Below are 25,030 nucleotides of genomic sequence, written 5' to 3' on the forward strand. Positions count from 1 at the left end.
TGTCGTCCGGCACCTCACCCGCGCCCACTGGAGGCTCCCTTGGACGCCCACGGCACCCACGACACTTCCCGGCCCGGCCCGCTCACCCGGCGCAGATTCCTCCAGGCCGCCGGTGTGACGGCCACCGCCACCGCCGTCGCGGCCGCCGCCCCACCCGCCTCGGCGGGCCCCTCCCACACGGCCACGGCCACGGCAACCCTCACCCTGACCGCCGTCACCGGCGGCTCCGCGACGCTCTCCCCGGCCGGTGACCGGCTCGTCGCCGAGGTGCAGAACGTGCTCTGGTCCCTTCCGCGCACCGGCGGCACCGCCCGCGCGCTCACCCCGCCCGGCCTGGAACCCACCCGCCCGCAGTTCTCGCCCGACGGCAGCCGGCTCGTCGTGTGCGCCTACCGCGGCGGCGGCTTCCACCTCTGGACGCTGAGGTCCGACGGCGGCGACGTACGACAGCTCACCGACGGGCCCTGGGACGACCGCGGTCCCGCCTGGTCGCCGGACGGCACCCGGATCGCGTTCGCCTCCGAGCGCGGCGGCGACACCGTCACCGGCAGCCCGTACCGCATCTGGGTCGTCGACGTGCGCTCCGGAGCGCTGACCCGGCTCACCGGGCACCCCGGACAGCACGGCCCGGCGCAGGGCGGTGCCTGGGAGGACTTCGACCCCACCTGGTCGCCGGACGGCGAGCGCGTGCTGTTCGTCCGCGCGGCCGTCACCGCCTCGGGCGCCCTGCGCGCCGACACCGTCGCCTCGGTCGCCGCCGACGGCTCGGGACCGGCCACCGTGGAGCACACCGACGACTCCGGCGCCCAGCTCATGACCCCCGCCGTCTCATCCGGCGGCACTCTCGCGTATCTGCGCACCACGCCCGCCCCCAGCGCCTCGTGCACCCTCGTCGTGGACGGCACGCCGGTCGCCGTCGACGGTGACGTCCTGCCCGCCCCGCCCCGCTGGACCGACGGCGAACGACTCCTGCTCGCGGTGGACGGCCACTTCCGCCTCCTCGACCCCGGGGCGCCCGCGGCGGCGGAGGAGATCCCGTTCACGGCTCAGATGCCCGTCGAACGGCCCCGCTACCGGGGCAAGGCCTACGACTTCGAGGGCACCGGCATCCGGCGGGTGCGCGCCCTGCACCTGCCCGCGCTCTCGCCCGACGGCCGCAGCATCGCCTTCGCCGCACTCAACTCCCTGTGGACCGCCGGGACATCGGGCGGCCGCTCACCCCGGAAGATCCTCCATGTCCCGCCCACCCGCTATGTGTCGGGGCCGATCTGGACACCCGACGGCACCGCCCTGCTGTACTGCGACGACCGCGACGGGCTGTTCGCCGTACGGCGCCGCGACCTCGACTCCGGCGAGGAGACCGTGCTCGCCGACGGCGGCCGGGTCTTCCCCGCGCTCTCGCCCGACGGGACCCGGCTGGCCTGCCTGGACATGTCCGGCAACCTGATCGTGCGCGACCTGCCGGACGGCGCCGAACGCACCCTCGTCGCCCCGCTCGGCGCGGGCGGGCTGCCCGGCCGTCCCAGCTGGTCCCCGGACGGCCGGTATGTCGCCCTGTGCGATCGCAACCGGCTCAACCAGCGCTTCCGCGAGGGCTACAACCTCATCAGGGTCGTCGACACCACCACGGGCAGCGCCACCCTGCACGCCTTCGCCCCGCACACCTCCCTCTCCGACCGCTACGACTCGGGCCCGGTCTGGTCGCCGGACGGCCACTGGATGGCCGTCGTCACCGAGTCCGCCCTGTGGCTGCTCCCGGTCCGCGCGGACGGCACCCCCGACGGGAAGCCGCGCCGCCTCACCACCGAGCCCGCCGACCACCCCTCCTGGTCCGCCGACGCCCGCACCCTGCTCTACCTCTCCGCAGGCACCCCGCGCCTCATCGACGTCCGCAGCGGCAAGGCCCGTACCGTCAAGGTGCCGTTGAGCTACCGGCGCCCCCGCCCCGCCGACACCCTCGTGCACGCCGGCCGCTTCTGGGACGGCACCGGGGAGGACGTCCGTGAGGACATCGACCTCCTGATCCGTGACGGCCGTATCGCGGAGGTCTCCCCGCACCGTGCCGGACGGTCGGCCGCACGACGGGTCGACGCGAGCGGGCGCACCGTGCTCCCGGGACTGTGGGACGCGCACACCCACCCCTGGCAGAGCACCTACGGCGGACGGCAGACCGCGCTCCAACTCGCCTACGGCATCACGACCGCCGTCTCCCTGGGCGGCTTCGCCTACGAGCAGGCCCGCATCCGCGAGGCGGTCGCCGCGGGCGCGCTCGCCGGGCCGCGGCTGCTGACCACCGGCGAACTGCTCGACGGAGCCCGCGTCGCCTACAGCATGGGCCGGGCCCACCGCACTCCCGAAGGGCTGCGCCGCTCACTGGCGCGTGCGGCGGCGCTGGACTGGGACTTCGTGAAGACGTACGTCCGCGCCCCGGGCTGGGTGATGAAGGAGGCCGCGGACTTCGCGCACGAGAGGCTCGGGGTGCGCAGCGGCAGCCACCTCTGTACGCCCGGCGTGCAGCTCGGGCAGGACCTGACGACCCATCTGCAGGCCACGCAGCGGCTGGAGTTCGGGCACGCGACCACCGCCACCGGCCGCGCCTACCAGGACGTACAGGAGATCTACACCGAGGCGGGCTTCCACCTGATCGCCACCCCGTTCACGGCGCTCGCCCTGCTGGGCGCGGACCCCGCGCTGGCCGAGGACCGCCGTGTCACCAGGCTGATGCCGCCGTGGGACACCGCGCTGGTCCGCCAACAGGCCGGACTGCCACCCACATCCGCCCAACTCGCGACGCTCGACCGGGAATTGGCCATCTATCGGCGGATCCTCGCCGACGGCGGTCTCGTCGCGCTCGGCACCGACCAGCCCCTCGTGCCGGTCGGACTGCATCTGCACCTCGCCCTGCGGGCGCTGCACCGCGGCGGCCTCTCGCCGGCCGAGACCCTGCGCACCGCCACCCTGCTGCCCGCCCGGGTCTTCGGCGCGGACGCCGAGCTGGGCACCCTGGAGGAGGGCAAGCTCGCCGATCTCACCGTCGTGGACGGTGATCCCTTCACCGACTTCGACACTCTCATCTGCACGGTGGCGGTACTGCGCGGGGGTGTGCCCTTCGAGCAGGCGGACCTCGTGGATGCCTTCGGCCCCCTGCGGCGCTCCGACGCGTCCTCCGACCGGGAATGGCTCGAGGTGAGCCGGCAGATGCGGCGTGAGGGGTGCTGCGATCCGGGGACCGAGCTGTGAAGGATCTGACTTGTCCGATTCCGGTGCGGCGCGCACCCTGGGTCTGTGAGGCACCTCACCGCGCGAATTGAGCAAGAATGGCCACTTTTGATCAAGGCAACGGTCACAGCGGGTGGTCATCCGATGTTGCGACGGTCACCCTCAGCCTGGACGGCGTGATCACAGGGTGGAGCGAGGGCGCTCGACGACTGCTGGGACACCATGCCCCCGAGGTCGTAGGGCGCGCCGCGACCGATCTGCTCCACGGTGCGGCGGCTCCCGAGGCGACCGGGCTCTCCCTCACCGGGTCCCAGGAATGGCGGGGCACGGCCGCACTACGGCATCGGGACGGCCACCGCGTCGAGACGACCCTGCACGCCCAGCCCTCGCTGGACGCCGACGGCAGGGCCCGGTGCTTCGTCGTGGCCCTCTTCCCGCACTCCGGGGCGCCCCTGGTGCAGTGGGCCTTCGACCAGGCCACGATCGCGCTCTCGACCCACGCCACGGCGTCCGGCGCATGGCAGCGGAACGCGGCCGCCCAGGGCGGAGGCGAGGGCGCTCCCGAGACGGACGGGGAGCGGCAGGCACCCGCCCTCGCCGACGACGGCTTCCTGCGGACTGTGCGCCGGGTCGCCGAGGAGGGCGTCCCGCTGCGCTACGAGTGTCTGGCCCCGGAGCCGTCCTGCGCACCCGGGGCCACACCCGCCACCCCCCTCCTCACCGCCACCCACCACCGCGCCTGGGTCATCGAGCTGTGGCCCCTCCGCGACCCCGGCACCGGTGAGATCGTCGGGGTCGGCACCGCCGCCTTCGACAGCACCGACCAGCACGCGGCCCGGCAGCGGCTGGCACTGTTGCAGGAGGCCGGCGCCCGCATCGGCACCACCCTGAACGTGACCCGCACCGCCCAGGAGCTCGCCGACCTCGCCGTGCCCCGCCTCGCCGACTTCGTCAGCGTGGACCTCCTCGACTCCGTGCTGCGCGGCGACGAACCCGTACCGGGACCGGTCGACGCGGCCGTGGTGCTGCGCAGGGCCGCCCATCAGTCCACCGCCGAGGGGGAGGATGTGCCCGAGGCCGCCATCGACCTGGGCGACATGGACACCTACCCGCCGTTCTCACCGCCCGCCCGCTGCCTGGCCGACGGGAAACCGGTGCTCAGCGGCGTGGACGACCCCGACGTCGAGGCCTGGATCGCCGGGCACGAGACGCGCACCGCCAGGGTGGCGGAGTTCGGCTTCCACTCCGTCATGGCCACCCCGCTGCGCGCCCGCGGCATCACCCTCGGAGTGGCGGTCTTCACCCGGGCGAAAGGCTCCCCGCCCTTCGAACCGGACGACCTGCTCCTCGCCGAGGAGCTCGCCGGCCGGGCGGCGGTCGGCGTCGACAACGCCCGTCGCTACACCCGCGAACGCACCAACGCCCTCACCCTCCAGCGCAGCCTCCTGCCCCGGGACCTGCCCAGGCAGGCGGCCGTCGAGGTGGCGTACCGCTATCTGCCCGCCGGGACCGGCGCGGGCGTCGGCGGCGACTGGTTCGACGTGGTGCCGCTGTCCGGGACCCGGGTCGCCCTGGTCGTCGGGGACGTGGTCGGCCACGGCATCCACGCCTCCGCCACCATGGGCCGGCTGCGCACCGCCGTCCGCACCCTCGCCGACGTCGACCTGCCCCCGGACGAACTCCTCACCCACCTCGACGACCTGGTCACGCATCTCGCCACGGACAAGGAGGACATCGCCCCGGACGAGCCGTACCTCGTCAGCGGCGAGATCGGCGCGACCTGTCTCTACGCCGTCTACGACCCGGTGTCCCGGGTGTGCACCGTCGCCAGCGCCGGTCACGTCCCGCCCGTCGTGCTGCTCCCCGACGGGACGGCCCGCGTGGTCGAGCTGACCCCCGGCCCGCTGCTCGGCGTCGGCGGGCTGCCCTTCGAGTGCACCGAGATCGAGCTGCCCGAGGGCAGTCTGCTGGCGTTCTGCACCGACGGCCTGGTCGAGACGCGCAACCGCGACGTGGGCCTGGGTCTCCAAAAACTCTGTGCAGCGCTGTCCGGCCCCGCCACCTCGCTGGAGGCCACCTGCGACACCATCCTGAAGGCCCTGCTGCCCGCGAGCCCCTCCGACGACGTGGCGCTGCTCCTGGCCCGCACCCGTGCCCTGCACGCCGACCAGGTCGCCGCCTGGTCGCTGCCCTCCGACCCGTCGGTCGTGGCCGACGCCCGCGCCCAGGTCACCCGCCAGCTCAGGGCGTGGGGCCTGGAGGAGGCGGCGTTCGTCACCGAGCTGGTGGTGAGCGAGCTGGTCACCAACGCCATCCGCTACGGCGCCGTACCGATCGGCCTCCGGCTCATCCGCGACCGGACCCTGATCTGCGAGGTCTCCGACGCCAGCAACACCGCCCCGCATCTGCGCCGCGCCCGCACCTACGACGAGGGCGGTCGCGGGCTGCACATGGTCGCCCAGCTCACCCAGGGCTGGGGCACCCGCCAGACCCCCGCGGGCAAGACCATCTGGGCCGAACAGTCCCTCCCGGCCGGCTGACCATGGCAGCGCGACCAGCAACCGACGACCCCGGCCGTGGCACGCACACACTCGGGCTCCTCTACCCGCCCGCCGGCCGCCTGGGCGAGTACACCACCATGCAGCTCGCCTTCGTCGGCGGCGTGGCCGAGGCCGCCGCCGCGCAGGGCTACGACCTGCTGCTCGCACCCGCCGGCGCCCATGACGACCCCTCGTTCCCCCGGATGGTCGACGACCGGCGGGTGGACGGCGTCATCGTCATGGAGATCCGCCGCGAGGACGACCGCGTCGAGTACCTGGCCGAGGCGGGGTTCCCCTTCGTGGCCATCGGCCGCAACCACCGGGCCGACGCGGCCGGCTGGGTCGACCTGGACTTCGCCGGTCTGGCCGGCGGCTGCGTCCAGCACCTCGCCGACCTCGGCCACCGCAGGATCGCCTTCGTCAACCGGTCCGAGCAGCTCTTCGACAGCGGCTACGGCTTCGCCCGGCTCGGGGACGAGGGCTACACCGAGGCGATGAAGAAACTGCTGCTCACCCCGCACGCCTATCTGTGCGGCGACGACGTCGCCTCGGGGGAGGAGGCCGTGGAGCGGATCCTGAGCGACGACCCGGCGACGACCTCGCTGGTGACCATGAACGAAGCGGCCTTGGAGGGCGTCTACCGCGGACTCACCCGCAACGGCCGCAGCGTGCCGCGCGACTTCTCCGTGGTCGGCGTGGCGGCGAGCCCCTGGGCCGAACAGGTGAACCCGCCCCTGACCGCCGCCGAGATTCCCGCCAAGGAGATGACCCGGGTCGCCGTGGACCTGATGGTGCGGCGGCTGCGCGCACCGGACGCGCCCGCCCGGCACGTCCTGCTGAAACCGCTGATCACCCTGCGCGGAAGCACGGGACGCTGCCGACCGGTGCCCGGCTCGGAACCCGAGTCCGACCTCCCCGACCTGCCCGATTTCCCCGATATTGACCTTGATTTCTGATACGTCGGTTTCTGTGCCCGATCATCGAACCTCTGGGAGCAGACCATGTCGTACCCCGTCGACCGCCGTGGCTTCCTGCGTGTCACCGGCGTGGCGGCGGCCACCGCCGCCCTCGGGCTGACCTCGTGCAGCTCCGAAGAGTCGGGACCGGTGACCCTGCGCTGGTGGGACTACTTCACCCTGGACAACTTCCAGCCCGGGATGAACCGCCTGATCAAGGACATCGAGGCCGGTGTCCCGGACGTCAGGATCGAGCGCCGCACCTTCCCCTTCGCCGAACTGGAACGGCAGATCACCCTGGGCGCGATCTCCGGCGACCTCCCCGACCTCGCCATCGTCGACAACGTGGCCATGAACACCCTCGGCGGCAGCCGGCTCCTGGCCGACCTCACCGCCAGAGTCGAGAAGTGGGGCCAGGCCGACCAGTACTACAAAGGCCCGTGGGAGGGCTGCCAGGTCGGCGGCAAGACCCTCGGCATCCCCAACAACAGCAACTGCCTCGCCCTCTACTACAACACCCGCATGCTCAAGTCCGCCGGCGTCGAGCCCCCCACCACTTGGGACGAACTCGCCTCCACCGCCCAGAAACTGACCAGCGGCGACCGCTACGGCCTGGCCCTGAGCGCGATCAAGACCGAGGAAGGTGTCTTCCAGTTCCTGCCGTTCCTCTGGCAGGCGGGCGGCGACCTGGACACCTTCAGCACCTACGGCGCCACCGCGCTCACCTTCCTCGACGAGCTGATCGCCAAGGGCTCCCTGTCCGAGCAGTGCGTGGGCTGGACCCAGCAGGACGTCAACACCCGCTTCCTCAACCAGCGTGCCGCGATGCAGATCAACGGCCCCTGGCAGATCCCGACCCTGAAGAAGGCCGACTTCGACTGGAACGTCGTCGCCCTGCCCCGCGACAAGGAGGCCGCCACCTGCCTGGGCGGAGAGAACTGGGTAGTGATGGCGAACAGCAAGCACGTCGACAAGGCGTGGGAGGTCCTGCAGTACACGCAGCGCCCCTCGGTCCTCGTGCCGTACCTGGTGTCCTTCGGCGAGCTGCCCGCCCGCAAGGACCTCGCCGACCGGGGCAGCTGGGCCTCCGACCCGGCCCTCAGGCTCTTCCTCAGCCAGCTGCCCCTGGCCCGGCCACGCCAGTACGGCGCCCACTACGCCGAGGCCTCGCAGGCCGTCGCGGAGGCGGAGCAGGCCGTCCTCACCGGGTCCGCGTCCCCGTCCGCCGCGGCCAGGACCGCGGCCGGAAAGATCGACAAAGCTCTGGGCGAGCAATGAGACAACCCCTCTCGCTCTCCGCGCACCGCCGCCGCACCGGCTACCTGTTCTGCCTGCCGGGCATGGCCTTCCTCGCCCTCTTCCTGGCCTACCCGCTCCTCTACACCGTGTGGACCTCGGTCCACGACGTCGACCTGGGCCAACTTCTCGGCGGGGCCGCGCGGTTCAACGGACTGGACAACTACCGGACCGTGGCCGACGACCCGGCCTTCTGGCACTCGGTACGCCTCTCCCTGGTCTTCACCCTGGGCTCGCTGCTGCTCCAGTTCACCATCGGCTTCGCCCTGGCCCTGCTCTTCGCCCGCCCGTTCCCCCTGGGCGGCCTCCTGCGCTCCCTGCTGCTGGTCGCCTGGCTGCTGCCCCCGGTGGTCAGCGGCACCCTCTTCCGCTGGATGCTGGATGCCGAATCCGGCGCCTACAACGCCCTGTTGAAGCCGGCCGGCCTGTCCCACGACTGGCTCACCGACCCCTCCACCTCGATGGCGGGGGTCGTCTTCGCCAACGTCTGGGTCGGCGTGCCCTTCAACATGCTGCTGCTCCTGGTCGGACTGCACACCATCGACCCCGAACTCCACGAGGCCGCCGCCATCGACGGAGCGAGCGCCTGGCAGCGCCTGCGCCACATCACCCTCCCGCTGATGCGGCCCGTCTCGGTGACCGTCCTCCTCCTCGGTCTCGTCTACACCTTCAAGGTCTTCGACCTCGTCTTCGTGATGACCGGCGGCGGCCCGGTCGACTCCACCCGCGTGCTGTCCCTCTACGTCTACGAGGTGTTCTTCACGTTCTTCCGGTTCGGCCAGGGAGCCGCGGCGGGCCTGCTGCTGCTCGTCGTACCGCTGCTGGCGGGTGCCTGGTACGTACGACGGCTGCGGCGCGAGGACGAGGCGCCGGCGGGAGGTGCCGGATGAGACCACCGCGCCACCCCTGGCTGCTGACCGCGCTCGCCACGCTGATCACCGCCGTCTTCCTGCTGCCGGTGTACTGGATGGTGAAGACCGGCCTCACCCGCCCGGACCGCATCCAGACCCCCGACCCGCAGTGGGCGCCCACTCCCGTCACCGGCGAGAACTACTCCACGGCCCTGGGCTACGAGGGCCTGACCCGGGCCCTGCTCAACAGTCTCGTCATCTCCTGCGGAGTGGTCGCGCTCACCCTGCTGCTCGGTGTCCCGCTCGCCTACGCCCTCGCCCGGGTCCGGATGCGGGGCTCGGGCGCGATGGTGCTCGCGCTCCTCGTCGCCCAGCTCCCGCCCGCCATCGTGCTGGCGGCCCCACTGTTCATCCTCGAACGCCGGGCCGGTCTCACCGACACCTACCTCGGTCTGATCGCCGCCGACACCACGCTCACGCTGCCCTTCACGGTGATCGTGCTGCGTCCGGTGATACGCAGCGTCGCTCCGGAGCTGGAGGAGTCGGCCCTGGTCGACGGCTGCGGGCTGCCCGGTGTGCTGCTGCGGGTCGTGCTGCCGCTCATGGTGCCCGGTGTGGTCGCGGCGGCCGGGCTGTCCTTCCTGATCGGCTGGGGCGAGTTCCTGTTCGGGCTCACGCTCGCCGAGGACCCCGACGTCCAGCCCGTCACCGTCCTGCTGAACGCCTTCATCGGGCAGCACGGGACGTCGTGGGGCGCCCTGATGGCCACCGCCACCCTCATCAGCATCCCCGTGGTCTGCGTCTTCGCCGTCTTCCAGCGCTTCATCGTCGGCGGGCTCACCACGGGCAGCGTGAGGGGCTGAACGCCATGCATCCCAGAGACCGCACGCCCTGGGTGGCACCGCCTCCACCCCTGGTCCCGGCCCTGCTGGACCCCTTGGCCGGTGCCTGCGTCGCCGTCGCCGACACGGACGGCGTGACCCTCGACGTACGCACGGCGGCCGGACGTACGGGCACGCTCCGCCTGCGCCCCGCGACGGCCAACTCCCTGCGGATCACCCTGCGGTTGGACGGCGTACCCACGACACCCAGGGTCTCCGTCGTCACCGCGCCCACGACCACCGGCTGCCTGGTCGAGCGGTCACCGGACACACTCACCCTCCGACTCGACGCCCTGCGTCTGGACATCCATCTCTCGCCCCTGGCACTCGAACTGACCGACCCTCACCTCCGGCAGGCGACCGACGTGAGCGACCCCAGCGGCCGCGGGACCGTCCTGCCGCTCGGCGTCACCGAACTCGCCGACGGCCAACCGGCCTACCACGACAGCTGGTTCACGGAGCCCGACGAGCACTTCTACGGTCTCGGCGAACGCTTCACCGGCCCCGACCTGCGCGGCCAACGCGTCGACTGCTGGGTCGAGGACGCCCAGGGCTCGACCGGCACCCGCTCCTACAAGGCCGTCCCGTTCCTGCTCTCCAGCCGGGGCTACGCCGTCCTCGTGGACACCACCGCCGCGGCCTCCTTCGACCTCGCCCACCACAACACCGGCGCCTGGTCGCTCATAGTCCCCGACGAGGAACTCGACTACTACCTGATCACCGGCACCCCCAGCGAGTGCCTGCGCACCTACCGCGACCTGACCGGCCCCGTCCTGCTGCCCCCGCGGTGGGCCTTCGGTCCCTGGATCTCCGGCGGCTTCTGCCGGGACAGCGCGCGGGAGGTACGCGAGCGGGCCCGCCGTATCCGCGAACTGGGCTTCCCCTGCGACGTGTTGCACATCGACACCTACTGGCAGCGATCCGGCTGCTGGTCGGACATGGAGTGGGACGCCGAGGCGTTCCCGGACCCCCAGGGGCTGATGGCCGACCTGGCCGGACAGGGCTTTCACGTCTCGCTCTGGATGAACCCGTACCTCAGTGTCGACAGCCCGCACTTCGCCGAGGCCGAAAGGAACGGCTGGTTCCTGCGCACCGCCTCGGGCGGCACGTGGATCGGCCAGGTCTGGGGCGGCGCGCACCCGGACTCGGCCGTCCTCGATCTCACTCATCCCGGCGCCGCCGACTGGCTCCGGGGCCGGGTCCGCCGGGTACTGGCCACCGGGGTGTCGGTCCTGAAGACCGACTTCGGCGAGGCGGTCCCCGTGGCGGCGGTGGCGTACAACGGCATGACGGGCGACCGACTGCACAACCTCTATCCCCTCCTCTTCAACGACCTGGTCGCCGAGGTCACCCGGGAGGTCGCGGGCCACGGCCTGACCTGGGGCCGCTCCACCTGGACCGGCGGCCAGCGACACGGCGCCAAGTGGACCGGCGACCCCGACGCGAGCTGGCAGGACCTGGCCTCCACCCTGCGCGCGGGCCTCTCGCTCTCCTTCTCCGGGCACCCCTTCTGGAGCCACGACATCGGCGGCTTCCACGGCACACCGGACCCCGAACTCTTCGCCCGCTGGGCCCATTTCGGCCTGCTGTCGCCCCTCAGCCGGTTCCACGGCATGACCTCCCGGCTGCCCTGGGACTTCGGCGAGGAGGCGTACGCGGCCGTCCTGCACGCGGCCCGGTTGCGCAGGAGCCTGCTGCCGTACCTCCACTCGGCCGCCGCCGACGCGGTCCGCACCGGTGAGCCGCTCGCCCGCCCCATGGCCCTGGACCACCCGGACCGCCCGGACGCCCACGCGGCCGACCTGCAGTACCTGCTGGGTCCGGATCTGCTGGTCGCCCCGCTGTACGCGCCGGGCGGGCGGAGACAGGTGTGGTTCCCGCCGGGGGAGTGGCTGCCGTACGCGGGCTCCGGCGGGCCGATCGCCGGTCCCGCCTGGCGCCGGGTCCGGATCCCCCTCACCGCCGCCCCGCTCTGGCTGCGAGCCGGGGCGCACGTTCTGTGAGCGGGGGGTCGCGCACCGCCCGGGCGCTGTGCGCCGACTGTCCGGGGTGCTGCGGAGGTGGGACTCTGGGACGGGAGAGGTATCCGCCGAGGGGACTCGGGAGGGCCCTATGGGACGTGACGTGCCGGCTCTGGTGTTCACGCGGGAGGACCGCCGACGGTACCGGGGCAAGATGCACACCTGCCTCGACGTCCTCGCGCAGATGCTGCGCGAGTCCGGCTTCGAGAGCGAGCGGCCGCAGGTCGGGCTGGAGATCGAGCTCAACCTGGTGGGCGAGGACGGGCGCCCGGCGATGCGGAACACCGAGGTGCTCCAGGCGATCGCCGACCCCGCCTGGTCGACCGAGCTGGGCCGCTTCAACCTGGAGATCAACATCCCGCCGCGCCGTCTGCTGTCGGGCGGCCCCGGCTCCTGGGAGCAGGAGATCCGCGACGCCCTCAACCACGCCGAGGAACGCGCCTCGGCGGTCGGCGCGCACCTGATCATGGTGGGCATCCTGCCGACCCTGGGCGAGGCGGACGTCGGCGAGACCGCCCTGTCCGGCGATCCGCGCTACCGGCTGCTCAACGAGCAGATCTTCGCGGCGCGCGGCGAGGACCTGCGCATCAAGGTGGACGGCGTGGACCGCCTCGCGATGTACGCCGACGCCATCACCCCCGAGGCCGCCTGCACCAGCACGCAGTTCCATCTCCAGGTCGCCCCCAAGGAGTTCGCGGACTACTGGAACGCGGCCCAGGCCGTCGCGGGCGTGCAGATCGCGCTGGCGGCCAACTCGCCGTTCCTCTTCGGCAGGGAGCTGTGGCGCGAGACCCGCATCCCGCTCTTCGAGCAGGCCACCGACACCCGCCCCCAGGAGATCAAGGCACAAGGCGTACGGCCCCGGGTGTGGTTCGGGGAGCGCTGGATCACCAGCGTCTTCGATCTGTTCGAGGAGAACGTGCGCTATTTCCCCGCGCTCCTGCCGATCTGCGACGACGAGGACCCGCAGGAAGCACTCGACGCCGGCGGGGTCCCGGAACTCGGCGAACTGACCCTGCACAACGGCACGATCTACCGCTGGAACCGCCCGATCTACGCCGTCACCGACAGCGGCCCGCACCTGCGCATCGAGAACCGGGTGCTGCCCGCCGGGCCCACGGTGGCCGACATCATCGCCAACGGCGCCTTCTACTACGGCCTGACGCGCGCCCTGGTCGACGAGGACCGGCCGGTGTGGACGCGGATGTCCTTCTCGGTCGCCGAGGAGAACCTGCACACCGCCGCCCGTGACGGCATCGACGCCCGCCTGTACTGGCCGGGAGTGGGCGAAGTGCCGGTCACGGAACTGGTGTTGCGGCGGCTGCTGCCCCTCGCCCACCGGGGCCTGGAGCTGGCCGGCATGGACGCGGAGTGGCGTGAGCCCCTGCTCGGCGTCATCGAGCAGCGGTGCGTCACCGGCCGCAACGGCGCCCTGTGGCAGGCGGAGACGGTCCACCATCTGGAGAAGGCGGGCTGTGACCGCCAGGAAGCGCTGCGGCGGATGACGATGACGTACATGGACTACATGCACCTCAACGCACCCGCGCACACCTGGCCCGTGGACTGATCAGCGCCACTTCTCCGACGGCGTCAACGGCACCGGCGCGGGCCGCTCCACCGACGTCGACAGCTCGATCCGCCGCCCCTCGGCCGACGAACGCAGCAGCGCGGTCATCGTCTCCAGCACGTGCAGGCCCAGTTCACCGCTCGCGCGCGGCGCCCTGTGCCCGTCCGCGGCGGCGAAGTCGAGCAGCCCCACGCCCCGCGCGGCACCGACGTATCCGGCCGAGGGCGGGAGCGTGCGCCACTGGTCCGCACCGAGTTCGAGGAGCCGTACCTCACCGTCGAAGTGGTTCGGGTCCGGGACCGTGAGGGTGCCGGTCTCGCCGTGGACCTCGATCGGCGCGCCCGTGGCGGCGACACCGTCGAAGCTCGTCGTGATCGTCGTCAGGACCCCGCTCTCGTGTTCCAGGACTCCGGAGACATGGCTGTCCACCTCGACCGGGATCCGCTCGCCCGCGCGCGGGCCGGACCCGATCACCCGCTCGGTGCGCAGCCGGCTGGACGCCCCGATCACGGCCCGCACCGGACCCAGCAGATGCACCAGGGAGGACAGGTAGTACGGGCCCATGTCCAGCAGGGGGCCGCCACCGTCCTGGTAGTAGAAGTCCGGGTGCGGATGCCAGCGTTCGTGGCCCGGGGTGACCATGACGGCCGAGGCGAACAGGGGGCGGCCGACGGCTCCGGCCTCCACCGCCGCCCGTGCCGTCTGGACGCCGGTGCCGAGGACGGTGTCCGGCGCGCATCCCACCCCGACCGCCGCCTTCGCCGCGGCCTCCAGCACGGCACGGGCGTCGGCGAGTCGGGCGGCCAGCGGTTTCTCGCCGTAGACGTGCTTGCCGTGGCCGATGGCTCCGAGGGCGATCTCGGCGTGCGCGGCGGGGACGGTGAGGTTCAGCACCGTGTCGACGTCCGGGCTGCTCAGCAGTTCCTCGACGGACAGCGCCCGCACTCCGGGCAGTTCGGCGGCGACGGCGGCCGAGCGGGAGGCGTCCAGGTCGGCGACCGCGGTGACGCGCACGGCGGAGTGGCCGACGAGCGTGTCCAGATAGGCGCGGGAGATGACGCCGAGCCCTATGACGCCTATGCGGTGCGCGTCGCCCACAGCATGCCCCTCTCGATGACGGTACGGACGTCGCGGTTCTCCAGGACGTCGAGGCTGTGCCCGGGAGTCGTCACCACGACCCGTCCGGCACCCCACTGACGGGTCCAGACCGCCGGGGAGGTGACCGGACGGTGCCAGGGCTGCCACGGCTGTGCCGGGTGGGTGGTGGTGGCGAGGACGTCGATCAGGGCGTCGTGGAGCACCCAGTACTGCTCGGTGTTCAGCTCGAAGTCCTCGAGGCCCGCGGTGACGGGGTGCTCGCGGCCGAGTTCGGTGAGGGTGACGGTGTACGGCAGGAAGTTGTCCTCCTCGCCGCCCCGCCGTTCGCACGGTTCCTTGCCCGGATGGGTCACGAACTGGCCGCCCACCAGGTGGAGGTAGTCGGAGGAGGCGCGGAACGAGTCGGCGATTCCGCCGTGCCAGCCGGTGAGACCGGTACCGGCGGCGACGGCCGCGCTCAGCCCCGACACCTGCTCCGCGGTGATCTCGGACATGGTCACGCACTGCACGACGAGGTCGGTGGCGGCCATCTCGGCGGTGTCGGCGTAGACGTCGGTCGACTCCTCGATCCGGACGTCGTAGCCGTTGCCCTCCAGGAAGGGCAGGAACAGCTCCGTGGCCTTGACCGGCTGGTGTCCCTCCCAACCGCCGCGGACCACAAGGGCTTTCTTACGTGTCATCTTCTTCCTTCGTGAGGCAGAAAAGGGCTCCTGGGGAGTTCCCCCGCACGGGCCCGGGGAAATCCCCGTTCCGGGGGCCAGGATTTCGACAACCTCGGTATTGGTATGGACCTGTCAATCACGAGCGGCTACGCTCTGCCGAGCCACACCACTGAGAGCGCTCTCAGAGAACTCTGCTGTTCCACCCCCACCCCGTTGGAACGACGAAGGGCAATCTCCATGAGACGCAGCCGAATCCTGCGCGCGGGTCTGGCCGTGCTGGTCCTGCTCGGTGTCGGAGCGACCGCGGGCACGGTCCCCGCGGCCGCCGACGAGAAGCAGCCCGCCTCGTCCGGACTCCTCACGGCGATGCAGCGGGACTTCCACCTCACGAAGACCCAGGCCGAGGCGAGGCTCGCCGCCGAGCAACGAGCCACGGCCTTGGAGCCCAAGGTCCGCCGGGCCGCGGGCAGTTCGTACGGCGGCTCCTGGTTCGACGCCGCCAAGGGCACGCTGACCGTCGCCGTCACCTCCGACGCCTCCACCGCCGCCCTGCGCGACATACGCGCGACCGGCGCCACGGTCCGCACCGCCGCCCACACCGCCCGGGAACTCTCCGCCACCCAGGCCCGGATCGACAAACTCCCCGCACCGGACGCCGTCAGCAGCTGGCACGTCGACCCGAAGGCCGGCGCGGTGGTGGTGAACATCGTCGGCGGCCGACAGGCTGACAACGATGTCCGGACGTTCGTCGCCCGGGCCCGGAAGGCAGGCCCCGTCACCGTGCGGGAGGTGGCCGCCGCGCCGACCACCTTCGCCGCCGGAACCGTCGGAGGCGACCCCTACTACACCGGCAACGTCCGCTGTTCCATCGGCTTCTCGGTCCACGGCGGCTTCATCACCGCCGGCCACTGCGACCAGCACACCGGCAGCGTCTACGGCTGGGACCGCAGCTACGTCGGCAACTTCCAGGGCTCGTCCTTCCCCGACAACGACTACGCCTGGGTCAACGTGGGCAGCGGCTGGTGGACCGTCCCCGTCGTGCTCGGCTGGGGCACCGTCTCCGACCAGCTCGTGCGCGGCTCCAACGTGGCACCCGTCGGCTCCTCGATCTGCCGCTCGGGCTCGACCACCCACTGGCACTGCGGCACGGTCCTCGCCATGAACGAGACCGTCAACTACAGCCAGGGCGCGGTGCACCAGATGACCAAGACCAGCGTCTGCGCCGAACCGGGCGACTCCGGCGGCTCGTTCATCAGCGGCGACCAGGCCCAGGGCGTCACCTCCGGCGGCTGGGGCAACTGCGCCGGTGGCGGCGAGACCTGGTTCCAGCCCGTCAACGAGATCCTCAACCGGTACGGCCTGACCCTGCACACCGCCTGAGCGTCCGGGTGGGTCCGGCCTCCGGGCCGGGCCCACCCCCGTGCGACCGGCGCCCGGCTCAGGTGACGTCGGCCACCGAGAAGATCCCCGGGCCGCTGACCCCGTACAGCACGTCACCCACCAGCAGCGGCGGCACCGAAGTCGGCGACAGTTCCTCGAAGGATCGGCCGGCCGTGTCGAAGGACGGGGCGGTGCGGCCGATCTCCTTGCCGGTCCTCGGGTCGAGGGCCACGATGCGGGTGTCCGGCAACGTGACGTACAACCGGCCCGCGTGGTAGGCCGGTTCACTGAACACGCGCAGGTCGCGCGAGCTGGACCACAGCGGCTTGCCCCGCTTCACGTCGAGGGCGAGCAGGGTCTCGTTGCCGTAGTCGAAGATGTACATGGTGTCGCCCTGCACCAGCGGCGGCGCCTCCGGCTCGACGCTCCAGGGGAAGTCGATCCGGCGGGTCTTCCCGCTGGCGAGGTCCTGGACGAAGAAGGCCGCGGACACACCGGAGTCGTCCTCCCAGCGCGCGTAGTACGCCGTGCCGTCGTGGACCGTCGCCAGCCACAGGTCGCCCTTGGGCGCGTCGACGCTGCTCAGTGTCCTGCCGGTCCGCGCGTCGAGGCGGGCGATGCCGCCCTCGCCGCCGCGCAGATCGGCGTAGAGCGTGTCCCCGGGGCCTTCGTAGAAGGGGCTCGACGAGGTGGAGGCCAGCTCGCGCCGCCACAACTCCTTGCCCGTGCGCGGCTCATAGGCCGCATAGCGTGCCGTGTTGGAGGGACTCGGCTCGTCCAGGGGCACGAGCAGCACTCCGCCCAGTGCATCGAACTGGCCGAGCGGGCCCTTCAGTTGCCACAGCCGCTCGCCGGTCTTCCCGTCATAGGCGTCGATGCCCTGCGAGCGGTCCGTGCCGTAGACGAACACCACACCGTCGTGGACGACGGGCCTGCGCACCGAGAAGCTGCTGACCTGCTTGCGGCTCATGGACTTCGTCCAATCGAGTTTTCCCGTCGCCGGGTCCAGCCGCATCAGGGCGACCTCCTCGGAGGCGCAGAAGACGCCCAGCGCGTCCGGAGTGCACGACGGGCCGATCCCCATCGGCTGGTCCTTCCCGTCCGACCCCAGCGCGTTGTGCCAGGGCCGCCAGCCCGTGGGTGCCGTCATTCCGGGCGTCGTCCGCGGGGCGAGAGCGTCGAACTCGTCGACCGTGCCCGCCGGCTCCTCGCCCACCACGGCGACCGCGGCCGCCCCTGCCCCGCCGAGGAGCGCCACGACGGCGACGGCGGCCCACAGTCTCCTCCCGCGGCGCCTGCGGGGGACCGTCCCGCCGGCACCGAGCGGCGAGGTCACCGTCTGAGTCGTCCCGGCCTCCGGGGCCCGGGACGTCTCGTCGGCCGGCGTCCCGGCGGGCAGTTCCTCCGGGAGGCCCGCCAGCCTCTCCAGGACCTCGCCCGACGTCGGCCGGTCCGCGGGTTCCTTCGCCAGACAGCGCGAGACCAACGGGCGCAGCTGCTCCGGCACTTTCCCCAGCCGCGGCTCGCCGTGCACGGTGTTGTACGCGGCCAGATAGGCGTTCTCCGCCTCGAAGGGGCTGTGCCCGGTGGCCGCGTACACGAGCACCGCACCCAGCGAGAAGACGTCCACCGCGGAGCCGACCTCGTGCGGGCGGCTGAACTGCTCCGGTGCCATGAAGGGCGGCGAGCCCATCACCATGCCGGTCTGGGTACGGACATCGCTGTCGGCCGCGCGCGAGATGCCGAAGTCGATGACGCGTACGGCACCGTCGTCGCCCTCGCTCTCCAGGAGCAGCACATTGCTCGGCTTCAGATCCCGGTGCACGACCTCCGCGCGGTGGATCTCCCGCAGCGCCTCGGCGAGTTCGGTGCCGAGGCGGCGCAGTGCGGGCCAGTCCAGCGGTCCCGACTCGTCGACCAGCTCCGCGAGGGTACGGCCCGGGACGAACGCGGTGGCCATCCACGGCCGTGCCGCCTCCGGGTCCGCGTCCACGACCGGCGCCGTGAACGCGCCGCTGACCCGGCGGGCGGCGGCGATCTCCTGCCGGAACCGGGCCCGGAACTCGGGGTTGTCGGCGTACCGCGTGTGGACGACCTTCACCGCGACGGCCCGTCCCGAGGCCGACCGGCCGAGATAGACCACACCCATGCCGCCGGTCCCGATCCGCGATTCGATCCGGTAGCCGCCGACAGACTCCGGATCGCTCTCGCGCAGGGTCACCGTGTCTCCTTCACCGCTGCTGGCCAGGACGGCTGCGGTCCGGACGCTTCTGACAGGGACCCCTCACTCTAGAGGGGCGCCGCGTCGAGAGGGACGCCGATCCCGGCCTTGCGACCGGCCGAACCCGGCGACATCCGGGTCCGAAGGGGAACGCGAGGGGTCGATCCGGGCACCTGGCCCTATTCTGAGGAGGCATGAAGGGGGCTCGGGGCGGGAGTGCGTTCGGTGAAGTACCGGAATCCGAGGGGTCGTTCGGTCCGCTTGTCGTCGCCGGACCGCCGATGTATCTGAGGGCGGCGCATGTCGACCTTCCCGCGGAGAACCCCGGCCCCACCGTGCTGCCCACGATCACGCTCCTGGGACGCGGCTGGGGCCCCGGCATCGACCCCGGAGAACTGCCGTTGCACCCAGGGCAGTTGCTCGCGGGCCAGTACCGGCTGATCCGGCCGCTCGGCTACGGCGGCATGGGGGAGGTGTACCTCGCGCTCGACACCAAGGTCGACAACCGCGAGGTCGCCATCAAGATGCTGCACCCGGATCAGGCGGCGACCGCGGCGGCCGCCCTGGCCCGGGAGCGGCGGGCCCTCGTCGACCTCGGCCACGACGACATCATCCGCGTCTTCAACTACGGCCATCACCCCGGGGTCGGTGACTTCCTCGTCCTCCAGTACGTGGACGGGCTGACGCTGGAGGAGGTGCGGGCGCGGGCGAAACTGAACCCGGGGGAGTTCGGCGACGAACGCTTCCACGAGTTCGTGCTCGCCTACGGCGTACGGATCCTGTCCGCCCTCGCGTATCTGCACGCCGACCGGCCCGGCAAGGTCTACGGCGACCTGAAGCCGGACAATGTCATGCACGACGGCACCACGACGAAGATCATCGACGTGGGCAGCGTGCGCCCGGCCGGGGCACCGGGGATGACCACCGCCGGCTTCAAGGCCCCGACCGTGGGCCCGAACGGCGAGTCCCGGCAACAGGACGACCTGTTCAGCCTGGGCGAGACGTTGCGCCGACTGAGCGGACTGGGCACGTCGGCGAAGGACTTGGCTCGCTTGGGCGACCTTGGGACGTTGGGGGAGGGGGAAGAGGAAGAGTCCGGCGGGTCGACGGGGATGGGTGTCGGAACGGCAGCGGGGGCGGATGCCGGAACGGCGTCGACTGCGGAGGTGGCCGAGGCGGCAGAGGGCGCGCTGTCGGCCGCCGAACGGACACGGGTTGTCGAGGACGCGTTGGCGACGGGCGAGACGCCGACCGCTGCGCAGGGGACGGCTGCTGAGGGAGCGCCGGATGGCGGTGAGGCCTCGCGCGTGACTGAAACGCAGGGCGGCGAGGGGGTTCCGGCCGGCGAGGGTGGGATCGGCGTCGGTGAGGCGTCGGGCGTGGAGGAAACCCCGGGCGTCGAGGGGAGCTTGGGCGTCGATGAAAACTCGTGCGCGAGGGAGACCCCAGATGCCGGGGGGACGCCGGGAGCTGAGGGGCTGTCGGGCTGCGGGGTGACGTCAGGCGGCGAGGAGGCATCGCGCGTCGGTGAGACCTCGGGTGTGGCTGAAGCGCCGGGTGTCGAGGAACCGGCGGGCGGCGACGAGGCGGCGGGTGTCGACCAGGGGCCCGGCATCAGCGCGGCACGGCGGGCCGGTGAGGGCTCGGAAGTGGGCCGGGCACCAGTCCCCGCGCCGGCGCAGTCGTGGGACGACCCGGACTCTCCGGGTCCCCTTCAGGCGCCGGACGCCGGGGCGGCGCCGGGCTCCGGACACCTGTCCGGCCACGGAGAGGCACCCGGTGACGCCGAGGATCTGCCGGGGGACGGGGAAGGGCCCGGCAAGGAACCGTGGGTGCCCGGTGACGCCACTGCCCCCGTGCCCCGCGGGCTCGGGCTCCTCTCGCTCGCCCGGGTCCTGCACCGCGCCACGCTGAGCCGGCCCGCCGCTCGGTTCGCCGACGCGCGGGAGATGGAGCAGCAATTACGGGGTGTCTTCCGTGAGTTGAGGTCACTGCGCACCGGCGCCGAGACCTTCGAGCCCTCGCCGCTCTTCCTCCAGTCGCCCTACGCCCTCGACGGCGCCCTCGGCTCCGCCCCACCCCTCGCCCACTGGGCCGCCCCCGACGCCCCGTCGCCGTTCGCCCCGCCCTCGCCCGCCGAAGTCGCCCAGCGCCTGCCCGTCCCGCGATCCGACCCCCACGACGAGCACCACGCCGAGCTGAGCAGACTCGCCGACGCCGCCCCGGAGGCCCTGCTCCAGCACATCGGTGACTGGCGGGACTCCACCGAGGTCCATCTCCTGCGCTGCCGGCTGCGGTTGCGGAACCCGGCCGACGGACCGGAAGCCGCCGAACGGGAACTGCGGGCGGCCGAAGCTCGGATCGGCCCCCAACGCGCCCCCTACGACTGGCGGCTGGACTGGCACCACGGGCTCCTCGCCCTCGCCCGCGACCAGGTCGCCACGGCCCGGCGGCACTTCGACCGGGTGTACGCGGCGATCCCCGGCGAGTACGCGCCCAAGCTGGCCCTCGGACACTGCGCGGAACGCCTCGGCCGCCGGCACGAGGCCCTGACCTTCTACGAGGCGGTCCGGCTGCGCAACCCGTCCCTGGGCAGCGCGGCCTTCGGCGCCGCCCGGGCCCGGCTCGCCCTGGACGGCGAAAGGGCGCGCGAGGAGGCCGTACGCGAACTGGACGCCGTACCGCAGCATTCGCGGCACCGGACCGCCGCGCGGACCGCGGCCGTGCGCATCGGCATCGAGTACGTGCGCAGGGCCGGGCACGACGACGAGGTGCCGCAGCGGCTGAGCGAGGCACTGGAGCGCCTCGCTCTGCTCTTCCACGCGCACGGCCTGACCGACGAGGAGGCCAGGGTCCGGATGACCGTCGAGGTCTGGGAGGCCGTACAGGGCGCCCTCGCCCGTGGCGCCCTCGACGCGGCGGGCCTCGCGACCCTGTCCGCCGGCGCCGACCCCCGGCTCGGCCTCCCGCCCGACGAGCACGGCCTGCGGGAGGACCTGTCCCGCCGTTACGTCACCCTCGCCCACCAGGCCGCCCGCTCCGCCGCACCCGAGGACGCGGCCGTGGCCGAAATCCTCCTGGACCGCGCCTACGAGATCCGCCCGCTCGCCTACCGACACCACAGGGACAGCCCATGGCTCGGCAAGAGAGTCGCCGACTGGCTCCGTACGGTCGCCCACGCACCGTCACACAGGACACCCTCCGCCTCACGCGGGCAGTCGCCGCCGTAACCGGCGAACTCGTCCGCCGTGTCCACCGTTACGCCTGGCCCTCCGGCGTCGGCCACCGCAACCGTGCCTACCTGCGGGACCGGCTCGTCGCGCTGCCGCTGCTCGCCGTGGTGGCCTTCGGCGCGCTCGGCTGGGCCTACGCCGGCGTGCGCGGCGACTCCGCGTACATCCGGGAACGCGCGGCGCCCGCGCTGGTCGACCTCGCGGACGCCCGGGCCTCACTGCTCATCGCGCAGAGCGAGGCCGAGCGGAACCTCGCCGAGGGACGGGCGGCCGAACTCAGCGGGCTCAGCGAGCGGTACCGGACCCGGATCGCCCGCGCCACGCAGAGCCTGAACCAGGTCACCCGCAGCGGCGCCCTCACCGTCGCCGAGGAGCAGAAACTACGGGTCGTGTCCGCGCTGGTCGTCGACTACACCGGCTGGATCGGCCGGGCCCAGGGCCATGCGACCGACCCGGTCCTGCGCGACGCCGAACTCACCTACGCGCGCAGCATGCTCTGCTCGCAGGCCGTCGCAGCGACCGGCGAGAACCCCTATCCGAGCTGTCCGGCCGAGACCGGATCCGCCGCGACCACGATCGTCGACCGGGTGAGCGGGCTGGAGGGGCGGCTGCGCGCACGGCTCGCCGACCGGGCCGCCTGGGGTGCGGACACGATCGCCGCGGCGGTGATCGCCGCGCTCGCCTTCGCCCTGCTCGCCGTCGGGCTGTGGCGAACGGTGTCCTTCCTGCGCCGCCGCTTCCGGATCCGGCTGAGCATCCCCCTCGCGGCCGCCGCCCTGCCGTTGCTCGCCGTACCGTTCCTGACGGTTGACGCCCTGCTGGCCCTGGACGCCCAGCACGAGACCGTCCCCGTCGCGGACGCGCTGGCGAAGCGGACCTCGCCCAGGACGGAGACGGTCGCCGAGCAAAGGCCCTTCGCCGGACCGGAGCCGCAGGCCATCGAGACGCTCCGGGCCCGGATCGACGAGGACCTGGCGGACGGGCGGCTCGCCCTCCTCGACGGCATCGCCCCGTTCGTGTTCCCCACGGGCCTCGCCGGCGCGGCCGTGATCGCCGGCACGCTGCACGCCTACCGCCGCGAGTACCTGGTCGTCGCCCGCCCGGGAGCCGTCGCATGAGCCGTGTGCTGCGCGTCCTCCTGGTGGCGTGTCTGCTCGCCCTCGTCCCCGGCTGCGGTGCGGACACCCGCGACCCGCTGGTCGTCCTCGGCCCCTGGACCGGCGAGGAGGGCAAGGCCTTCGAAGCAGTCCTCGACAAGCTGGACGACGGGACCGGACGGACGTACACCTACGAGGGCACCCGCTCACTGCGTGAGACCCTCGTCTCACAGCTGGAGGCCGACGACCCGCCGGACGTGGCGGTCCTCAACAGCATCGGCGAACTCACCGAGTACGCCCGCCGTGACCAGCTGAAGCCGCTCGACGCGGAGACCGCCCAGCGGGCCTACCCGCCCTGGGTGCCGACCGTGATCGTGGACAACAAGGCGCGTCCGTACTGGGTGCCGCTCAAGGCCGACCTCAAGAGCCTGGTGTGGAGCAGACGGGACGCGCCCGACGACAGGCCCACCTGGTGCGTGGGGCTCGCCTCCCAGGCCACCTCCGGCTGGCCCGGCACCGACTGGATCGAGGACCTCCTGCTCCACCAGGCGGGCCCCACCCTCTACGACGCATGGGCCAGAGGCCTCCTCGACTGGCGCGACCCGGCCGTCGAGCGCGCCTGGACCACCTGGGCGAGACTGCTCGGCAAGCGTCCCCCGGAGTCGGTGAAACGGTCCCTGACCACGTCGTTCGAGGGCGTGTCCGGCGCCGGAGGACAGCCGCGCGGCCTGCTCGGCTCACCCGGATTCGACTGCACGCACGAGCACCAGAGCGCCTTCATCCGGTACGTCTACACGGGTGACGATGTGAAGGTCGAGCCGTCGGCCCGCTATCTGGACGGAGAGCCCGCATACCAGGACGCCTTCGAGGTCGCGGGCGACATGGCCGCCGTCTTCAGCGACGACCCGGACGCCCAGCAACTGGTGGAGCGGCTGTCGAGCCCGGCCGGGAGGAAGCTCTGGCGGGAGCAGGCGGATCCCCCGGTACGGCCGCTGTTCCCGGACACGGCCGGGTTGTCCCCGTCGACCTCCGCGACGCCGGTCGAGCGGAAGCTCGACTCCCTGCTCACCTCCCGCGCCCGCGTCCTGTGCTTCGACGCCTCCGACGTGATGCCGCCCGAACTGCGGGACGCCTTCCACCGAGCGGTCCTGGAGTTCTTCCGCGACCCGACCCAGCGGCAACTCGACTCGCTGCTCCAGCAGTTGGAGACCATACGGGTCCAGGCGAACTCGGACTCAGGCACCGACCGCACGTTCCGGCCACCGCAGAGCATCTGCGCGTGAGCGGTCCGCCGGGTGCGTGTCGTGGCGGAGCGCACGGCCGGGGGCCACGGCCTGACATGGTGGTGTCATGTGCTGGAGTGCGACAGCGGACGTCGTGGCGGGCGCGGCCATCGCCTCCGTCGGGGCGGCCTGCCTGATCCGGACCCGCCGTGCCGGGGACCTGCCCCTCGCCGCGTTGCCCCTGCTGCTCGGCGCCCACCAACTGGTCGAGGCCCGGATCTGGCACGTGGGGGCGGGACCGGGGCGGCCACCGTCACCTGGGCCGTCATCGCCCTGCCCGTGCTCGCCGTGTGGGTGCCGGTGGGCGTGTGGTGCGCCGCCCCGCGCCGAGCCGGACGCCGGGTCGCGGCGCTCGTGGCGGTGGGGGCGCTGACCGCCGCCTTCCTCGCCCACGACCTCGCCACCCGCCCGGTCCGGGCCGAGATCCGCGGCCACACCATGGCCTACGTCATCGGACTGCCCCGGGCGGAACTGCTCGTCGCGGGCTACCTGATCGCCACGGTCGGCTCGCTGCTGCTCTCCGGCGACCGGTGGCTCACCGGGCTCGGAGCCCTGGCCGGGGCTGGCGCGCTGGTGTGCTGGCTGCTGTGGCGGCTGGAGTTCGTGTCGATCTGGTGCGCGCTGGCGGCGGTCTGCTCGGTGGACCTGTACGGATGGGCGAGCAGGCGCCCCGCCCCGAGACCGGCTCTCCCGGCGGTCGACTACCGCCCATAGGCGTGTCGTTG

General features: G+C 72.6%; 15 protein-coding genes and 1 pseudogene. 13 read left to right on the forward strand and 3 right to left on the reverse strand.

The window, feature by feature from the left end:
• The first annotated feature begins 39 nt into the window (after nucleotides 1-39).
• From ACZ39I_RS18750 to ACZ39I_RS18785, 8 genes are all read left to right on the forward strand, one after another.
• Nucleotides 40-3,240 (forward strand): amidohydrolase family protein, encoded by a 3,201-nt coding sequence (locus tag ACZ39I_RS18750; protein WP_467245460.1) that lies wholly within the window; start codon nucleotides 40-42, stop codon nucleotides 3,238-3,240.
• 77 nt (nucleotides 3,241-3,317) lie between these two features.
• Complete coding sequence (locus ACZ39I_RS18755) at nucleotides 3,318-5,759, forward strand: ATP-binding SpoIIE family protein phosphatase (protein WP_467245461.1); 2,442 nt, start codon at nucleotides 3,318-3,320, stop codon at nucleotides 5,757-5,759.
• Between the two features lie 2 nt (nucleotides 5,760-5,761).
• Nucleotides 5,762-6,715, forward strand: coding sequence for a LacI family DNA-binding transcriptional regulator (locus ACZ39I_RS18760; RefSeq protein WP_467245462.1), 954 nt, complete (start codon nucleotides 5,762-5,764; stop codon nucleotides 6,713-6,715).
• Between the two features lie 45 nt (nucleotides 6,716-6,760).
• The gene (locus tag ACZ39I_RS18765) at nucleotides 6,761-7,993 is read left to right on the forward strand and encodes a sugar ABC transporter substrate-binding protein (RefSeq protein WP_467245463.1); all 1,233 of its coding nucleotides are present in this window, start codon (nucleotides 6,761-6,763) and stop codon (nucleotides 7,991-7,993) included.
• Nucleotides 7,990-8,901 carry a carbohydrate ABC transporter permease gene (locus ACZ39I_RS18770; RefSeq protein WP_467245464.1) on the forward strand — a complete coding sequence of 304 codons (912 nt, stop codon included), beginning with the start codon at nucleotides 7,990-7,992 and terminating at the stop codon, nucleotides 8,899-8,901. The genes ACZ39I_RS18765 and ACZ39I_RS18770 overlap by 4 nt, the downstream gene beginning before the upstream one ends.
• Nucleotides 8,898-9,725: a carbohydrate ABC transporter permease gene (locus ACZ39I_RS18775; RefSeq protein WP_467245465.1), complete on the forward strand. Its 828-nt coding sequence runs from the start codon at nucleotides 8,898-8,900 to the stop codon at nucleotides 9,723-9,725. Before ACZ39I_RS18770 ends, ACZ39I_RS18775 begins: the two co-directional genes overlap by 4 nt.
• A 5-nt stretch (nucleotides 9,726-9,730) precedes the next feature.
• Nucleotides 9,731-11,746 carry a TIM-barrel domain-containing protein gene (locus ACZ39I_RS18780; protein WP_467245466.1) on the forward strand — a complete coding sequence of 672 codons (2,016 nt, stop codon included), beginning with the start codon at nucleotides 9,731-9,733 and terminating at the stop codon, nucleotides 11,744-11,746.
• A gap of 109 nt (nucleotides 11,747-11,855) precedes the next feature.
• Nucleotides 11,856-13,331 carry a glutamate-cysteine ligase family protein gene (locus ACZ39I_RS18785; RefSeq protein ID WP_467245467.1) on the forward strand — a complete coding sequence of 492 codons (1,476 nt, stop codon included), beginning with the start codon at nucleotides 11,856-11,858 and terminating at the stop codon, nucleotides 13,329-13,331.
• Here the strand turns inward: ACZ39I_RS18785 and ACZ39I_RS18790 are convergent, their stop codons facing one another.
• Both ACZ39I_RS18790 and ACZ39I_RS18795 read right to left on the reverse strand, forming a co-directional pair.
• Nucleotides 13,332-14,429, reverse strand: coding sequence for a Gfo/Idh/MocA family protein (locus tag ACZ39I_RS18790; RefSeq protein ID WP_467245468.1), 1,098 nt, complete (start codon nucleotides 14,427-14,429; stop codon nucleotides 13,332-13,334).
• Nucleotides 14,408-15,109 carry a ThuA domain-containing protein gene (locus ACZ39I_RS18795; protein WP_467245469.1) on the reverse strand — a complete coding sequence of 234 codons (702 nt, stop codon included), beginning with the start codon at nucleotides 15,107-15,109 and terminating at the stop codon, nucleotides 14,408-14,410. Before ACZ39I_RS18795 ends, ACZ39I_RS18790 begins: the two co-directional genes overlap by 22 nt.
• A gap of 219 nt (nucleotides 15,110-15,328) precedes the next feature.
• On the opposite strand from ACZ39I_RS18795, the gene ACZ39I_RS18800 reads away from it, so the two are divergent.
• Nucleotides 15,329-16,471, forward strand: a complete 1,143-nt coding sequence (locus ACZ39I_RS18800) for a S1 family peptidase (protein WP_467245470.1) — start codon at nucleotides 15,329-15,331, stop codon at nucleotides 16,469-16,471.
• A gap of 58 nt (nucleotides 16,472-16,529) precedes the next feature.
• Here the strand turns inward: ACZ39I_RS18800 and ACZ39I_RS18805 are convergent, their stop codons facing one another.
• Nucleotides 16,530-18,692, reverse strand: a complete 2,163-nt coding sequence (locus ACZ39I_RS18805) for a serine/threonine-protein kinase (RefSeq protein WP_467245471.1) — start codon at nucleotides 18,690-18,692, stop codon at nucleotides 16,530-16,532.
• Between the two features lie 281 nt (nucleotides 18,693-18,973).
• On the opposite strand from ACZ39I_RS18805, the gene ACZ39I_RS18810 reads away from it, so the two are divergent.
• The 4 genes and pseudogenes from ACZ39I_RS18810 (at nucleotide 18,974) to ACZ39I_RS18825 (ending at nucleotide 25,019) form a co-directional block, all read left to right on the forward strand.
• On the forward strand, nucleotides 18,974-21,922 hold the full coding sequence (locus ACZ39I_RS18810; protein WP_467245699.1) for a tetratricopeptide repeat protein: 2,949 nt from the start codon (nucleotides 18,974-18,976) through the stop codon (nucleotides 21,920-21,922).
• The gene (locus ACZ39I_RS18815; RefSeq protein ID WP_467245472.1) at nucleotides 21,826-23,043 is read left to right on the forward strand and encodes a hypothetical protein; all 1,218 of its coding nucleotides are present in this window, start codon (nucleotides 21,826-21,828) and stop codon (nucleotides 23,041-23,043) included. The genes ACZ39I_RS18810 and ACZ39I_RS18815 overlap by 97 nt, the downstream gene beginning before the upstream one ends.
• Nucleotides 23,040-24,305: an extracellular solute-binding protein gene (locus ACZ39I_RS18820; RefSeq protein WP_467245473.1), complete on the forward strand. Its 1,266-nt coding sequence runs from the start codon at nucleotides 23,040-23,042 to the stop codon at nucleotides 24,303-24,305. Before ACZ39I_RS18815 ends, ACZ39I_RS18820 begins: the two co-directional genes overlap by 4 nt.
• 67 nt (nucleotides 24,306-24,372) lie before the next feature.
• Nucleotides 24,373-25,019, forward strand: a pseudogene (locus ACZ39I_RS18825) (DUF6629 family protein).
• Nucleotides 25,020-25,030 lie beyond the last annotated feature (11 nt).

This window comes from Streptomyces sp. NPDC024687 (genome assembly GCF_055559055.1).